Here is a 14,907-nt window from a genome sequence, read left to right on the forward strand (position 1 = left end):
GTTACTATTTTAAAGGCATAGCTACCGCACGAGCCCTTCAGAATAAGGCCCAGCGTCTTCCTGACATATTTTGACAAACGGTAAACAAGTTTACATGAGCTTCGCATCAATTCAATATTTACCGTTACGTAACTGTTGGTAAATGAAGCAGACGATAGATTATAGGATTAATCTTAATAAAAAATTATACATGGCCTACCCCCTTTTATTTATTCATCTCAAACCCATACAACCTTTTGTTTTACATAACAAAAACACAAAAGAGAACCACTTTCATTAACGCAATGTCGCTATTATCGCCACTACCATAATTAGTAGAATTCGAGTATTGGTGATGTCAAAAGAACATATCGCCGATGAATTATTTGTTGCATTAACAGGGTATCTTTAATATTGCACGTACTTTACGCTCAGAATGGGCCTATTTCACTGATGCCGCCCGGCGTTAATTTCACGGCTCAAAATAACTTAATATTTCACGCTATGATAATTTCCCTTTAAGACATAAATTATATCTATTAATCATTAAGCCTGAGTTAACCTTTCTGCCATTATCGCCACCGAAAAATGCACGCGATTACCCGCCAACTGCGAACATTGTCTATTTCTCCCGCTCAGGCACTTCATTCGAAGTTTTACTGTTGCTACATCCTTACCTGTTCACCGCCATCTATCTCACCTACCGGGTGATAGATAAGATTTATTATTAAAATGATAAAAATTCGTTATAATTTCTTTAAATCTTTAAGCATCACAACATATAAGCCACTGTAATAAAAAGAATTCAAGAAGCAGTCACTTTCTCTACCGCATGCGCGCAGCCAAACGGTCGTCATTGCTTACGCTTATTGTCCTCTGCAGTGCTTTTATGGGTTCAGATGTTGTGTGACCTAACAAATCAGGAGTGGGTATGAACACGAAAAGACGCGCAGTTCCCGGTATCAGGCACTATGACGGTCCCGCCGGAGGCTGGGGCGCGTTAAAAGCGACGGCCATCGCGGTACGTACCCAAATGGATACACTGGACGCTCCCGCGACGCTGCTGCGCACCAACCAGCCGGACGGTTTTGACTGCCCGGGCTGCGCGTGGCCTGATAAAGAACATAAATCGACGTTCCAGTTCTGCGAGAATGGCGCGAAGGCGGTGACCTGGGAAGCCACCAGCAAACGCGTCACCCCTGCGTTTCTGGCGGAAAACAGCGTCGCTTCGCTGCTGGCAAAATCGGACTTTGAGCTGGAAGGCTACGGTCGCCTGACGCATCCCCTGCGCTATGACCGGGCAAGCGATACCTTCCGCCCTGTCGACTGGGACGAGGCGTTTCAGCGTATCGGCGAAGTCTTGCGCGGGCTCGAACCGGACCAGGTCGAGTTCTACACCTCCGGGCGCGCCTCTAACGAAGCGGCATACCTGTTCCAGCTCTTTGCCCGCGAATACGGCACCAATAACTTTCCTGACTGCTCGAATATGTGCCACGAGGCCACCAGCGTCGGCTTGCCGCGATCTATCGGGATCGGGAAAGGCACCGTCTCACTGGACGACTTCGATAAGACCGAACTGGTGATCTCCATTGGCCATAACCCTGGCACCAACCATCCGCGAATGATGGGCACCCTTCATGAGCTGGCACGTCGCAACGTGCCGATTATCGTCTTTAACCCGCTGCGCGAACGCGCCCTCGAACGTTTTGCGGACCCGCAGAGCGTGATTGAAATGGCGACCTACAGCTCCACGGATATCGCCTCGACCTATTTCCAGGTGAAAGCCGGGGGCGATGCCGCCGCGCTGAAAGGGATTGCTAAACACCTTCTGGAGATGGAGGCCGAACGCGGTGACGTGCTGGATCACGCCTTTATTGCCGAACACACTCAGGGCATTGAGGACTTCAGCGCCGATATCGCGCACACCCGCTGGGACGACATTGAGCGCGAGTCAGGCCTGAGCCATGCGGCGCTTAAGAAGGTGGCAGAGGCCTATGCGAAATCAAATGCCACCATCATTACCTACGGGATGGGAATTACCCAGCACAATAAAGGCACGGCGAACGTCCGCCTGATCGCTGACGTGCTCCTGCTGCGCGGGAACATCGGTAAGCCCGGCGCGGGTATCTGCCCTCTGCGCGGCCACTCAAACGTGCAGGGAAACCGGACCGTCGGGATTAGCGAGAAACCCACACCGGCCTTCCTGAACCGTCTGAAGGACGTATTCGGCTTTGAGCCGCCGTCTCACCACGGACACGATGCGGTGCAGGCCACGCAGGCGATGATTGACGGCCGTGCGAAGGCACTTATCTGCCTCGGCGGCAATTTTGCGGTTGCGATGCCCGATCACGAACGGGGCTTTCCGGCGATGGGTAACCTGGATTTGAGCGTGCACGTTGGCACCAAGCTGAACCGTACCCATCTGCTGGTGGGCAAAGAGACCTTTATTTTCCCGTGTCTCGGCCGCACCGAGCTGGATATTCAGGCCACCGGCCGTCAGTCCATTACCGTTGAAGATTCCATGTCGATGGTGCACGCCTCGTCCGGCAAGCTGAAACCCGCCTCGCCGTTGCTGCGTTCGGAACCCGCCATCGTGGCGGGCCTGGCGAAAGCCACACTGCCGGAAACCCGCGTGGACTGGCTGACGCTGGTTGAGGATTATGACCGTATCCGCGATCTGATTGAGCAGACCATTCCTGGGTTTGAGGACTATAACGCGCGGATCCGCGTTCCCGGGGGCTTCCGCATGCCGCTGCCGCCAACGCAGCGTATCTGGCCAACCGCGACGGGCAAAGCAATGTTCTCGGTGTTCGAGGGGGTTCATGAGAACGCCAGCGGTGAAGGCGAGCATGTGCTGCGTCTGATTACGCTGCGCAGCCACGATCAGTACAACACGACCATTTATGCCCTGGACGACCGCTACCGTGGGGTCTTTGGCCGCCGCGACGTGCTGTTTATGAACGAAGACGATATGGCACAGTCAGGGCTGGAACATGGCGACCGCGTGGATATCGAAACCGCCCTGCCCGGCAGCGTTCAGCGCCTGGAGGACATTACCGTGGTGGCGTATAGCATCGCCCCGGGATCCGTCGGGGCCTATTACCCGGAGGCCAACGTGCTGGTGCCACTCGATTATCTCGACAAGGACAGCGGGACGCCGTCTTATAAATCCGTTCCGGTTCGCATCACCCTGCGCTCAAAAGAGATCCGCATGCTGTAAGGCCGTTCGCGCAGAGAAAACGATGGATATTAAACAGTTAAAATACTTAATCGCACTCGACGAGACCCGGCACTTTGGTAAAGCGGCCTCGCAGTGCAACGTTACCCAGCCGACCCTCTCCATGCGCATCCGCAGCCTGGAAGAGGGGCTGGGGCTGGTGCTGATTGTACGCGGGCAGCGCTTTGAAGGGTTTACGCCGGAGGGTGAACGCATCCTCGCGTGGGCCCGCGCGCTGCTGGCCGCGCACGACGGGCTGCAGGCGGAAGCCGCGCTGTGCAAAGGCCAGGTGGTGGGTGAATTACGGCTTGGGATGGTACCGCTGGCGAGCGTGGATCCGATGATCTTTATTCGCCTGCTGACGCAAAAATATCCGGAACTGACCTACAGCCTCTATTCCATGTCCTCTGCGCAGATTGCCGACGGGGTCAGCCGCAATCAGCTTGAGCTGGGAATTTGCTATCTCAACAGCATCGACACCAACCTGTTTGACATTATCCAACTGCCAAAAACGAAGATGGGCCTGCTGCACGACATTCGCCATTTCCAGCCCGGCCAGGCAACGCTGACCTGGCACGACCTGACGGAATTTCCGCTGGGGTTCCTGACCAAAGGGATGCACTACCGGGCGCATATGGAGGCCAGCTTTAACGCTGCAGGCCTGGATCCGACGGCCGTTTTCGAGAGTGACTCGACGTTCCAGATCATTCAGGCGGTTCAGAGCGGCGTGTGCTGTGCCGTGATGCCGCTGAACAACGGGCTGGAGGCACTGAACAACAATTTCAGGATTGTCCCCATCGCCGAAGCGAATATTGAGGCGCCTGTCGGCCTGATTATGCGCCGACAGAAACCCGTCTCCTCGCTGGCGCTACGCTGTTTTACCGATGCACGGGAAATTTATCACGCAGTCAATGAAGCGTAGGCCTGGCGCGTCACCACGCTAAAACCGCCGATGAGCACCGCATCGCAAACACCCCGGTATTCCGGCGCATTTACCAGCTCGCACAGCGCATCACGAATGGCGTTAAGGGTTTCAGGCGAGGTGTTTTGCGAGGTGATCAGCGGCAGTCCTGGCGTGAGAGGGGTACGCTCAATGACCGCCAGCCCCGCAAGCCGTTCCGGCTCATGGCGCTGCAGCAGAGCCCAGGTTACGCAGTCGATGGCCGCAATATCCCCCACCCCGCCTTTTACATCAATCAGCGACTGGCGATGGCTGCCGCTGAAAATCACCCGTGAAAAATAGTCATTGACCGTATCAGGTGCCACTCGTCTTCGCAGCGTGTTGTAGCCGGACTGGGAATCCGGCGCATTACACACCACCCGCCGCCCACGGAAATCGTCAACGCGCAGGTGTTTATCTTCTTCCCGCACCACCAGCAGGCTGCGGTAAGCGATCCCTTCGCAGCCCGGCGCCGCATAATGAAAACAGCCGACGACCTGCACGTCCGGCAACTGTGCGACCAGCGGATAACCGCAGGTCTGGCTCAGGATGAGTCCAGGCTGCTGCCAGTGCGTCAGTAAGTTCTCTTCCGGGATGCCCGGCACAAGATCGCCCACCGGCACACCGCGTGCCAGCAGCAAAGCGTGCACAGCTCGCCACAGCGCGTCGGTATCAGCCCGATTGACGGCATACATCGGAAACGCCAGCAGGTTACTCATGCTCTTCTCGCTTTATCCCCGGATGAACCGTGACATCCACGGCCTTATCCCAAAACTGTCGCAGCCACTGGCCGTATCCCTTGACCACAAAACCGTGATTCCGCTGCTGATACACCGCCCGGTTTTGCTGGTAGAGCGCCTTCAAACCATACCAGGGCACGCCTGGCAGATCGTGATGCACTGAATGGTAGTTGAGATTCAGGAACAACACCTGCCAGAAGATCCCGGCTTCGTTGATTACCGATCGCGCAAGAGGATCGTCTGCAGCGCGGTGCTCGAGGAAAGAGCGCACTTTGGTGAGCGCCAGCGCGGGATAGCTCACCGCCAGCACAAACCAGACCGGTGAAAAATCAATATGGCGCATCCAGACAAACAACCCCGCCAATAGCACGCCATGCATCAGCCACATCAACATCGCCCGCAGGTGCAGCTGGCGAAACGCCGCCACGGCACTTCCCAGCGTCTGAACGATATCCAACAGCGGAGCCAGTAACAGCCGCCCCAGAAAAGTATTACGCACATGAATAATGCGCTTCTGCCAGGGCGTAAAACGCGCCCAGGTCTGTTCGGTAAAATAGTAGGATTCCGGATCGTCCACCGGTACCGTGAGATGATCGTTGCGGTGATGGGCCAGATGCGAGTCGCGGTACAGGCCATAGGGATACCAGACCGCCAGCGGCAGCGTACCGAAAAGCTGATTTAACCGGGGAAAACGTGTCGGATGGCCGTGGATCAGCTCATGCTGAAGCGACATATACCACGCGGTAAACCAGATCAGCAGCACCGTGGCAGGCAGTAAACCGAGCGTCTGCCAGTACGTCAGGGTGGTAAACCAGCCGGTATAGATAGCGATAATTAACAGCCAGGTGGGAAGCTCGCTTCGCCACAGAAACCGCGTGGCAAGCCAGTGAATATGTTCTCGCTGTTGCAGGTGTAAATAGTGACTCATTCCTTCCGATGCCGTTCCGCCTGTCATTCTGTGTCCTGACGATCCGTGAAAACGGCTGAAATAACAAAGAACTTAAATCGCTTTGCTTTGCCAGAAATGGCGTTTATGCGCTCTCTACCTGTTGACTTATTTTGTAATAAAGCTACTTTTCAGGACATGAAAAAGATCCTGATTATTGTTCCCGACGGCGGCATGCTGTTTGAAGCCGCCGGTATCGCCGACATTCTGATGCAGGCCAACCGACTGCACCCGGAAGGTCTGTCTCACCCGTGTTACAGAATCATCATCGCCACCACGCAGCCCCATCAGGTGATCCACGGTCAATCCGGATTAAACCTGCTGGCAGATTATCGTCTGCCTGAACTGGACCCGCGTGAACCACTCGATACCATCATCATTACCGGGCGCGGCATGAATGAACTGGAGAGCACCGCCGTGGTGGACTGGCTTCATCTCGCTGCGCCCCATGCGCGTCGTATTGCCTCCATCTGCGGCGGCGCGATGCTGCTTGCGCAGAGCGGTTTGCTTGACGGACGGCGGGCAACCACACACTGGCGTCTGCTGGAGACGATGCAGGCCGCTTATCCGGCCATCAGGGTGGAAGGCGGCCCGATCTACATTCAGGATGGGCCCATCTGGACCTCCGGCGGGGTCAGTTCCGGCTTCGACCTGACGCTGGCGCTGGTTGAAGACGATTACGGTTTCTCTCTCGCCCGCGACGTAGCGCAGGATATGGTGATGTACCTACGCCGTCCGGGCGGGCAGCTGCAGTTTAGCCGTTATAATTTGCAGCAGTCCGGTACCCAGGGGCCGATTAGCGAACTGCAAAGCTGGATCCTGCAAAACCTGACCGCCGATCTCTGCATTGAGCGCCTGGCGGAAAGAGCGGCGATGAGTCCCCGTAATTTCACCCGCGTATTCACTCGGGATGCAGGGGTCTCTCCGGCCCGCTACGTGACGGAAGCGCGTCTTGCCGCCGCTCGGCAGCTGCTTGAGCAAACCAGCGATCCGCTGGAGCTGATTGCTGAGCAAAGCGGGTTTGGCACCAGCATCAATCTGCGTCGTGTTTTCGAGAAACAGCTTCATCTCACCCCAACGGAATATCGCCAGCGCTTCCACTGCCGCAAGATGGCGTAATGTGATCCTTTTTTGTCATTTACGCCATTCAGCCTGACGCCTACAGTGACTCCAGACAACAGAGATAAGGAGTGCATCATGGTTAAGGTCGGTATTAACGGTTTCGGCCGTATCGGACGTAATTTCCTGCGCGCGGCGCTGGGTAACCCGGATCTTCAGATTGTGGCCATTAACGATCTGACGGACAGCCAGACCCTCGCCCATCTTCTCAAATATGATTCCCTTCTCGGCACGCTGCAGGCACCCGTTGAGGCGGCTGACGGCGGGTTACAGGTGGATGGACAGCGGATCGCCGTCTTCAGCGAACGCGATCCGGCAAACATCCCGTGGCGCGAGGTCGGGGTGGACGTGGTGATTGAAGCCACTGGTTTCTTTACCGAACGGGAAAAAGCGGCAGTACATATCACCCACGGTGGCGCTAAGCGCGTCATCATTTCCGCTCCAGGGAAGAACGACGACCTGACGATTGTGATGGGTGTAAACCACGAGCTGTACGATCCTACACTGCACGCTGTCGTGAGTAACGGGAGCTGTACCACTAACGGACTGGCTCCGGCAGCGCAGGTGCTGCATCAGCAGTTTGGTATTGAGCACGGCCTGATGAACACCACGCATGCTTATACCAACAGCCAGGCGCTGCACGACCAGCCGGAGAAAGATCTGCGCGGTGCACGTGCGGCGGCTCTGTCGATTGTGCCTTACTCCAGCGGCGCGGCGAAGGCGTTGGGAAAAGTGATCCCTTCTCTGGACGGTAAGCTGACCGGGTATTCTTTACGCGTCCCGGTTCCGGTGGTGTCAATTGTGGATTTGACGGTAACGCTGAGCCGTAACGTGACCGCCGACGAGGTGAATGACGCGTTCCGTCAGGCCGCGGCTAGCGGACCACTGAAAGGGATCCTGGGCTACAGCGATGAACCGCTGGTGTCCAGCGATTACCAGGGTGATCCGCGATCCTCGATTATCGACGGGCTGTCGACGCTGGTGATTGGCGGCAACATGGTCAAAATTCTGGCGTGGTATGACAACGAGTGGGGATTCTCAAACCGCCTGGTGGATCTGGCGGTGCTGATGGATAAGAAAGGGCTGTAAGCCTTAGCTTGATGCCGGGTGGCGCTTGCGCTTACCCGGCCTACACATTATGTAATTATTCAATATATCTCTTCACGCCTCTCAGAATTGCTAAATTAAGATAATCCTAAGTCTATTCAACGCTGCTAATTCATCACATCAATTATAAAAAAGCACCCATTAACTTAGAAAATAGGTTAGTGGATATTCTTTATTTTACTTTTAAAAATGAGAGTGTGATCGCTGTCCCCAGGCGACAACATAGCCCATGATAAACTCTGTACACAACAGGGACAGGCTATGTATTACAGTAAATCGATTATCGAAAAAATAGGGTCCGATAAAGAACTTGCATTAAGGCTTGATCGCGCCGTAGCTGGGGTGAGGGACGGTGCTATTGAATATTTAAATAATCTTGGCGATGCTACAACACGATTGCTCTATTATACTTCTTGCTTTACGGATAATTACCAGGATGTATGTAAACGATTAGGTAATGAAGATTTAAGGTTCTTAGCAGGAGTAGCACAGCTCGTTAAGCACAGAGATGTAATTTTTAGAATGGTTAGGATTTATATTGAAACGATGCTTCAGAACAAATCCAATAGCCAAAGAAAAAGCATTCTTGAAAGACTAATCCCATTTACAACAAACTACTCAGTAAAGCAGGTATCTAAGAATGGCTTGATTTATGCCGTCACGTCATACATCTGTTATGGTAATAACATGAACACGGCCGTAAAAAGTGCATTTGTGAAAAAGATTGGTTGGAGCACAGGAGGTGTAATTAGCATATTAAACCTTTACGCTATAGTCCAGCATGCGGCAGACAGTGCAAATACACTTAAAAAATTCCAACCGTTGTTTTACCATGCGCTGTATGTTGAAAAGCTGGAAATGATGTATTTCCTTATTGAACCCGTGATAATGAAGACCGGATATCTCAACTTAAACACTGCATCCGATGGTGAAATTGCTGATGCGCTAAATAAAATGATGCGATAATGTGGGAATCTATAAAAGAATTTTTGATGCAATTTTTAAAAAGTTTCTTAAAAGATATTATGGATGATTTTTTTTGGTATGGCACTGGAATATTCGCTGTCATTCTAGGTGCTATTGCAGTGAGTTTTATAAAAGATGACGAAATTGCACTACGGATTATTGGGATTATTGTATTAGTTGTTTACTTCATTGCATTTCGCTACAAAAACAAAGGGTAAATAAATGTCTACACCAGCACATATATGGCTTACAGATGAAAATAACGCCCCGATTACAGGGGAGTGTTTAATGCCTACAAGATTGGGCTCTACCGAACTAAAATCGTTTAACCACTCTGTGTGGATCCCCACCGATTCCAACACGGGAAAACTGACAGGGACACGACTTCATGTCCCCATTACCTTTGAAAAAGAAATAGATCGCATCACCCCCTATCTGTTTCGTGCAATCTGTACAGGAAAAACATTCAAAACGGCATTAATCAAAATGTATAAAATTAATGACGCCGGGATCGAGCGTGAATACTTCAACATCATTCTGGAAAACGTCAAGATAACAAGGATCTCACCTTTATTGCACCCGCTAGGTATCGCGAGTGCTCATATGGAAGAAGTCGAACTCCGCTATGAATCGATTGAGTGGAAATATTGCGACGGGAACATCATGTTTAAAGACACCTGGAATGAAAGAGCGGTAGCGTAGAACAATAGACACCCGTTAGGTCCCTCTCCCGCAGGAGAGGGAAAGCACTTAATCCGCTTTTACCTTCACACCCATAAACACAATCACCATTGCCGTCACCAGCAGGAAACCGCTGCCCGCAAACACACCGCTGGCACCGTTGAGGTCGAATACCGCCCCGCCCCCCGCCGCGCCTGCGCTTATCGCCAGCTGAATAGAGGCCACCAGCAAACCGCCTGCACTTTCGGCTTCATCAGGGACGGTGGTTGCCAGCCAGGTTGACCAGCCCACCGGTACCAGGCCAAAAGCAAAGCCCCAAAGCGCAACCAGTAAACCGTCCAGCATCGCCAGATGACCAAACGCGACCATCATCAGCGCCAGTACGCCCATGGCGAACGGCACCAGCGCCAGCGTCAGGCGCAGATTTCGTGCCAGCAGATGTCCGGCAATGGAGGTGCCGACAAAGTTGGCGATACCAAAGCCAAGCAGGATCAGCGAAATCGTCTCTACGCTTGCCTGACCGACGGTCTCCAGGAACGGGCGCAGATAGGTAAAGAAAGCGAAATGGCCGCTGAAAATCAGAATGGTTGCCAGCATCCCGCCGATCATCCCCGGACGACGCAGCACCCGGAACAGGGTTCCCAGGCTGCCGCTGCTCTCCGGCTTCATCGACGGCAGGACCCAGACCTGCCACAGCAGAGCCGCCACGCTCGGCACTATGCAGAGAACAAAGACGTTACGCCAGCCAATCAGGCTGCCCAGATAACTTCCCAGCGGCGCCGCGACAACCGTTGCAATGGACACGCTGGAGAAAATCACCGCCAGCGCTTTCGGCACCTTATCGGCAGGTACCAGCCGCATCGCCGTCGCGGTCGACATCGCCCAGAATCCCCCGATAGCAACACCCAGCAGCAAGCGCCCCATCAGCAAAACGTGCAGGGTTGGCGCAAAGGCCACCAGCAGACTGGAGATGATTTGCAGCACCGAAAAGAACATCAACACCCAGCGGCGGTCGATACTTTTGGTGGCTGGCGTAATCAGCAAACCGGTGACCAGCGCCACCAGCGCCGTTGCCGTGACGGCCTGCCCGGCCATCCCCTCTGTTACGCCGAGACTGGCAGCCATTGGCGTGAGCAAACTGGCGGGCAGAAACTCCGCCGTGATCAAACCAAATACGCCCAGCCCCAGTGAATAGACCGCTCGCCAGGCGGGTTTTGCAGGCGCTACCGCCTCGCTCGCCGCGACATATGAACTCATCTGTTGATCTCCCGTTATCAAAATGTGACTAATATCGCAAAAGCATAGAGTGTTCCCCATGGACGATCTATGACATATAATCTCCACTTATTGATTATTCGTCCGGAGTTGTGCGATGACCGTTCAGTCACCCGATTTGATCAGCGAGCTTTTACGCGGCATGCGCCTTTCGGGGGTGAAATACCGGCGAATTGAAGCCAGCACACCATTTGGTGTGGCGTTCCATCAGGCGCCCGGTAAGGCGCAGTTTCATTTTGTCAGCCACGGCAGCGCGCTGCTGCGTATGGAGAGTGGCGCAACGTTCGAGCTGAGCGGTGGCGACGCGCTCTTCATCCCAAACGGCAATTCCCATGCCCTGCTCTCTGACGCGCAGGCTCCCCTTACCCCGGTGAATGCTTTCCCAAGCGAGCCTATCTGCAGCTCGGTCTGCGCGATTGCCTGTGAGCCCTGCCCGGACGGCGAGAACACGATTATCTTTAGCGGCTGCATGGATTTTGAACTGGGCGGGATGCAGCCGCTGATCAAGGCCATGCCGGAAGTGATGATGGTGAGCAGGCTGATGTCCACCTGGCCCGAGATCCACCCGTTGCTGGCGGCCATGGAGCGAGAATCCATGACCCGTCAGGTGGGCTTTGCGGGGATCCTGGCGCGTCTGGCAGACGTTGTCGCGGCCTTAATCGTGCGGGGCTGGGTCGAAGCCGGATGCGGCAAAGCCACGGGCTGGGTGCAGGTGCTGCGCGATCCCCGCCTCAGCAGAGCGATATACGCCATGCACCAGCAGCCCGGCCTGAACTGGAGCGTGGCGGATCTGGCCAAAGAAGCGGGCACCTCCCGCTCCGTGTTTGCCGAACGCTTTCTTTCCGCGACCGGCACGACCCCAGCCAAATATCTCAGCGAACTGCGAATGCGGCTCGCTATTCAGTATATTCGTCATGAAAATCAGCCCATCGAAACGGTCGCCCTGCGTCTGGGGTATGGGTCGCTGGCGGCGTTTAGCCGTGCCTTTAAGCGCATTATCGGCCAGGCGCCGGGAACGCTGCGGGAAGCCAGCCAGACCCTTGACGAGGTCTGACCGGCGTCTGGCATCAGAAGTAATATTTGAAGCGCACGCGTCCGCCGTAACGATCGTCATTTCGGTCGTCGCCGTCATTCGGATGCGCTTCCACCCATGAGGCATACGCGCCCAGGTAAATATTGAAATTCTTCATCTTCATCACGTTTGGGAACAGGTATGAAGCATGAATGGTGTGAATATCATAGTCACCGGGATCGGTCACCCAGCAGTCGCCGTCGCAGTCAGCGTCGAAGTTTGCAGTGTTGAAATTGTCGATCTGGTTATGTGCATAGATATAGCCCAGTTCAATATTACGCCATAAGGCATTCACCCCCGCGGTGAAGTCTTTCTCATCGGTGGCATCCATGTAGGCGGTGTTCAGGTTCGCCACAATGCCGTCGTCCGGATCCGTTTTTTGCCCGTTCCAGGTCATGGTGAAGCCATAGCCCGTTCGGTCAGACTGGTCTACCCATTGTCCTGATGCGTCGCGGTAGCCATAGGCGTTGTTGACGAGGTTGCTCTCCATCGCGATGGCCGTCGAGAAGTTGCCATCCTGCCAGGCAATGACCGGACGGACGTAAGCAACGTTTTTATCGTTATCCAGATCGACGCCGTGATACTGCTGGTCAACAAACAGCGAGCTGCCATCTTCCAGCAGGGTGTTAACCTCAACATACCAGTTACCCAGGGTTTTACTCATGAGGAAGTTACCGCCGCTGTCGCTACGACCGCGCCCCTCTTTCATCATGTAGATGTAGCCGTAGCCATCGCTATACAGATCGTTGGCCGTGTTGCCGGAATATTCGACGAAGGTGTCCTGATTCAGCGGGAACATGTCATAAGCTTCAAAGCGACCGACTTTCACCTTCCAGTCGTTTTCCGTACCGAAGAAGAACACCGCATCATCCAGGTTCATTTTACCCGTCAGGTCAGCCAGCGGCTGCACCGAAAAGCCGGCGAAATTGCCGTTCTCCATCTGCTTATATCCATCGAATCCCAGCAGCAGGCGACCGTTAATATCCCAGCGTTCATGGCTGCCGGGCGCCCAGTCTTTATTGGCTGACGTTTTCATGGAGGTTAAACTGCCGCTCTTGCTGGCCGCGTCCATATTAAATTCAACGTCGCCGTAGAACTTAATATCCCCGTAGCCGGATAACGTCAGTTTGGGTGCCGTTTGCGCTGTGGAAGGCTCCGTGGATTCAACCACAACCGGATTCGCGGCCGCCACGGTTTGCTGCTGTTGCTTCAGATCCTGAATTTGCGCTTCCGCCTTTGCCGCCCGCGTTTCCGCCTTTTCGAGGCGCGCCTCCAGTTGCGCCAGTTTATCTTCCAGACGTTGGGTATCTTTTGCTGCCATTGCTCCGGTAGTACAAAACGCACTGACAATGAGTGCAAGGGTTTTTACTTTCATCGACTCCATCCTCGTGAGTTAATCATTATTTCCTGACGGACACAAAGAACCTCGCCGATAATTCATATGAATTATCGGCTTACTACATCAACCATTAAGAATTAGCGAATTCGCCTTTATTTAAATCATTCACTACGCCATTCATGACGTTTTCGTTTAATTTATAAAACTTAATCGAGAACGCGGTGAGTAAATAAAACAGTGACGGGATCAGCGTGAACAGAAGAATGACGCCCTGAACGGCGGATGCCGATTGTACGGTACTGTTTGACGCGTAATTAAACCCGGCGAGAACCCAACCCAGAATGGCACCGCCGACCGCAACACCTAATTTAATCACAAATATATTGGCCGCAACATTCATACCTGTAATACGGCGCTGGGTTTTCCATTCACCATAATTATTTGCGTCGGTAATCATGGACCACTGCAGCGCGCCATTGCCGCCCTGGACAATCTGAATCAGGACATGGGCAATCAACGGAATGACCCAGAACTCCAGCGGCAGCCAGAAGCAGGCTACGCCTAACGCCGCATTCAGAATATTGATCCAGAATGAGAGTTTGACCTTGCAAAAACGGGTACCGAACGGCTGAGCCAGTACGGAGCCAAACATAGAGGCCAGCATCCCGCCCAGCATAAAGTACGAGATAACGTCAGCCCCTTTATTGAGCACGGTATTCACGTAATAGACCACTGCGCCGCCGCGGATCACCACCGCCACCAGCATCATGAAGTTATAGATAGAGAGAATGCGCCACTGATCGTTACGGAAGAGAATTTTAACGTCACGGGCGATGTTAAGATTCTCCTCTTTGATGGGCTGCACGCGCTCTTTTGTGGTGGCAAAACAGACGATGAACATCAGGCAGCCGATCGCGCCAAAGAGCGCCATCGCCACCTGTATGCCGGTCGCCCTGTCGCCCGGGAAGAGGTAGTCCGCCAGGGGTAAAATAAGGGCCGTTCCGAGCGCCCCGCCAATCGGCGTGATGGCAAAGCGCCAGGACTGCAAGGAGAGATTTTCACGCGGATCGGACGTTAGCGCAGCGCCCAGAGAGCAATATGGAATATTTATGGCGGTATACATCAGGGTCATAAATATATATGCCCCGACGGCATAATAAATTTTTCCGGTTTCGGTAAAATTCGGAATGGAATAGACCAGGACGCAGCTGACCGCAAAGGGAACGCATATCGCCAGCAGCCAGGGACGGAAGCGACCCCAGCGCGTCGACGTTGCATCGGCTATCGCCCCCATCACCGGGTCGGTAATCGCATCTAATAAACGCACCAGAAGAAACATGGTGCCCATTATGGCCGGCGGTAAGCCATAAATATCGGTATAGTAATACGCCAGAATGGCAACCGATGAGTCAAATACAATATGACTTGCTGCATCTCCCAGGCTATAGCCTATTTTCTCTTTGGCCGGTATTTTTTCCGCGACTGACATTGATTCACTCCTTATTGATGAAACCGGTTTCTGCTGT

General features: G+C 53.8%; 13 protein-coding genes. 8 read left to right on the plus strand and 5 right to left on the minus strand.

Annotation, left to right across the window (positions count from 1 at the left end; all coding sequences use genetic code 11):
• The first annotated feature begins 910 nt into the window (after positions 1-910).
• Both KW829_RS02300 and KW829_RS02305 read left to right on the plus strand, forming a co-directional pair.
• The gene (locus KW829_RS02300) at positions 911-3,199 is read left to right on the plus strand and encodes an FdhF/YdeP family oxidoreductase (RefSeq protein ID WP_218307511.1); all 2,289 of its coding nucleotides are present in this window, start codon (positions 911-913) and stop codon (positions 3,197-3,199) included.
• A 22-nt stretch (positions 3,200-3,221) separates the two neighbouring features.
• Entirely contained in the window at positions 3,222-4,118 is an 897-nt protein-coding gene (locus KW829_RS02305) for a LysR family transcriptional regulator (protein WP_218307512.1), read from the plus strand.
• On the opposite strand, the gene KW829_RS02310 is transcribed toward KW829_RS02305, so the two are convergent.
• Both KW829_RS02310 and KW829_RS02315 read right to left on the minus strand, forming a co-directional pair.
• Complete coding sequence (locus KW829_RS02310; RefSeq protein WP_218307513.1) at positions 4,097-4,855, minus strand: phosphate/phosphite/phosphonate ABC transporter substrate-binding protein; 759 nt, start codon at positions 4,853-4,855, stop codon at positions 4,097-4,099. The genes KW829_RS02305 and KW829_RS02310 overlap by 22 nt on opposite strands.
• The gene (locus KW829_RS02315) at positions 4,848-5,804 is read right to left on the minus strand and encodes a fatty acid desaturase (protein WP_218307514.1); all 957 of its coding nucleotides are present in this window, start codon (positions 5,802-5,804) and stop codon (positions 4,848-4,850) included. The genes KW829_RS02310 and KW829_RS02315 overlap by 8 nt, the downstream gene beginning before the upstream one ends.
• A gap of 156 nt (positions 5,805-5,960) precedes the next feature.
• Between KW829_RS02315 and KW829_RS02320 the strand changes: the two genes are divergently transcribed.
• From KW829_RS02320 to KW829_RS02340, 5 genes are all read left to right on the plus strand, one after another.
• Complete coding sequence (locus KW829_RS02320) at positions 5,961-6,941, plus strand: GlxA family transcriptional regulator (RefSeq protein ID WP_218307515.1); 981 nt, start codon at positions 5,961-5,963, stop codon at positions 6,939-6,941.
• Positions 6,942-7,019: 78 nt separating this feature from the next.
• Positions 7,020-8,030, plus strand: a complete 1,011-nt coding sequence (gene gap, locus KW829_RS02325) for a type I glyceraldehyde-3-phosphate dehydrogenase (protein ID WP_218307516.1) — start codon at positions 7,020-7,022, stop codon at positions 8,028-8,030.
• Between the two features lie 279 nt (positions 8,031-8,309).
• Positions 8,310-9,014 carry a hypothetical protein gene (locus tag KW829_RS02330; RefSeq protein ID WP_218307517.1) on the plus strand — a complete coding sequence of 235 codons (705 nt, stop codon included), beginning with the start codon at positions 8,310-8,312 and terminating at the stop codon, positions 9,012-9,014.
• Positions 9,014-9,232 (plus strand): hypothetical protein, encoded by a 219-nt coding sequence (locus KW829_RS02335; RefSeq protein WP_218307518.1) that lies wholly within the window; start codon positions 9,014-9,016, stop codon positions 9,230-9,232. Before KW829_RS02330 ends, KW829_RS02335 begins: the two co-directional genes overlap by 1 nt.
• A 4-nt stretch (positions 9,233-9,236) precedes the next feature.
• Positions 9,237-9,716, plus strand: a complete 480-nt coding sequence (locus KW829_RS02340) for a type VI secretion system tube protein TssD (RefSeq protein WP_218307519.1) — start codon at positions 9,237-9,239, stop codon at positions 9,714-9,716.
• A gap of 48 nt (positions 9,717-9,764) precedes the next feature.
• Here KW829_RS02340 and KW829_RS02345 read toward each other — a convergent pair whose 3' ends face one another.
• Positions 9,765-10,952, minus strand: coding sequence for an MFS transporter (locus KW829_RS02345; protein ID WP_218307520.1), 1,188 nt, complete (start codon positions 10,950-10,952; stop codon positions 9,765-9,767).
• Positions 10,953-11,067: 115 nt separating this feature from the next.
• Here KW829_RS02345 and KW829_RS02350 point away from each other — a divergent pair, with 115 nt between their 5' ends.
• A complete protein-coding gene (locus KW829_RS02350; RefSeq protein ID WP_218307521.1) occupies positions 11,068-12,024 on the plus strand; it encodes an AraC family transcriptional regulator in 957 nt (318 codons plus the stop codon).
• A 13-nt stretch (positions 12,025-12,037) separates the two neighbouring features.
• Here KW829_RS02350 and KW829_RS02355 read toward each other — a convergent pair whose 3' ends face one another.
• On the minus strand, positions 12,038-13,417 hold the full coding sequence (locus KW829_RS02355) for a carbohydrate porin (protein ID WP_218307522.1): 1,380 nt from the start codon (positions 13,415-13,417) through the stop codon (positions 12,038-12,040).
• A 94-nt stretch (positions 13,418-13,511) separates the two neighbouring features.
• Positions 13,512-14,870: a glycoside-pentoside-hexuronide (GPH):cation symporter gene (locus KW829_RS02360; RefSeq protein ID WP_218307523.1), complete on the minus strand. Its 1,359-nt coding sequence runs from the start codon at positions 14,868-14,870 to the stop codon at positions 13,512-13,514.
• Positions 14,871-14,907: the final 37 nt, after the last annotated feature.

The sequence above is a fragment of the Enterobacter sp. ENT02 genome, from assembly GCF_019219165.1.
GTDB lineage: Bacteria > Pseudomonadota > Gammaproteobacteria > Enterobacterales > Enterobacteriaceae > Enterobacter > Enterobacter mori.

Bases quoted from the DNA above. Each gene is read 5' to 3' on its own strand.
- KW829_RS02355 (WP_218307522.1), bottom strand. From the start codon at position 13,417: ATGAAAGTAAAAACCCTTGCACTCATTGTCAGTGCGTTTTGTACTACC.
- KW829_RS02310 (WP_218307513.1), bottom strand. From the start codon at position 4,855: ATGAGTAACCTGCTGGCGTTTCCGATGTATGCCGTCAATCGGGCTGAT.
- KW829_RS02360 (WP_218307523.1), bottom strand. From the start codon at position 14,870: ATGTCAGTCGCGGAAAAAATACCGGCCAAAGAGAAAATAGGCTATAGC.
- KW829_RS02345 (WP_218307520.1), bottom strand. From the start codon at position 10,952: ATGAGTTCATATGTCGCGGCGAGCGAGGCGGTAGCGCCTGCAAAACCC.
- KW829_RS02300 (WP_218307511.1), top strand. From the start codon at position 911: ATGAACACGAAAAGACGCGCAGTTCCCGGTATCAGGCACTATGACGGT.
- KW829_RS02350 (WP_218307521.1), top strand. From the start codon at position 11,068: ATGACCGTTCAGTCACCCGATTTGATCAGCGAGCTTTTACGCGGCATG.
- gap (WP_218307516.1), top strand. From the start codon at position 7,020: ATGGTTAAGGTCGGTATTAACGGTTTCGGCCGTATCGGACGTAATTTC.
- KW829_RS02305 (WP_218307512.1), top strand. From the start codon at position 3,222: ATGGATATTAAACAGTTAAAATACTTAATCGCACTCGACGAGACCCGG.
- KW829_RS02335 (WP_218307518.1), top strand. From the start codon at position 9,014: ATGTGGGAATCTATAAAAGAATTTTTGATGCAATTTTTAAAAAGTTTC.
- KW829_RS02315 (WP_218307514.1), bottom strand. From the start codon at position 5,804: ATGAGTCACTATTTACACCTGCAACAGCGAGAACATATTCACTGGCTT.
- KW829_RS02320 (WP_218307515.1), top strand. From the start codon at position 5,961: ATGAAAAAGATCCTGATTATTGTTCCCGACGGCGGCATGCTGTTTGAA.
- KW829_RS02330 (WP_218307517.1), top strand. From the start codon at position 8,310: ATGTATTACAGTAAATCGATTATCGAAAAAATAGGGTCCGATAAAGAA.
- KW829_RS02340 (WP_218307519.1), top strand. From the start codon at position 9,237: ATGTCTACACCAGCACATATATGGCTTACAGATGAAAATAACGCCCCG.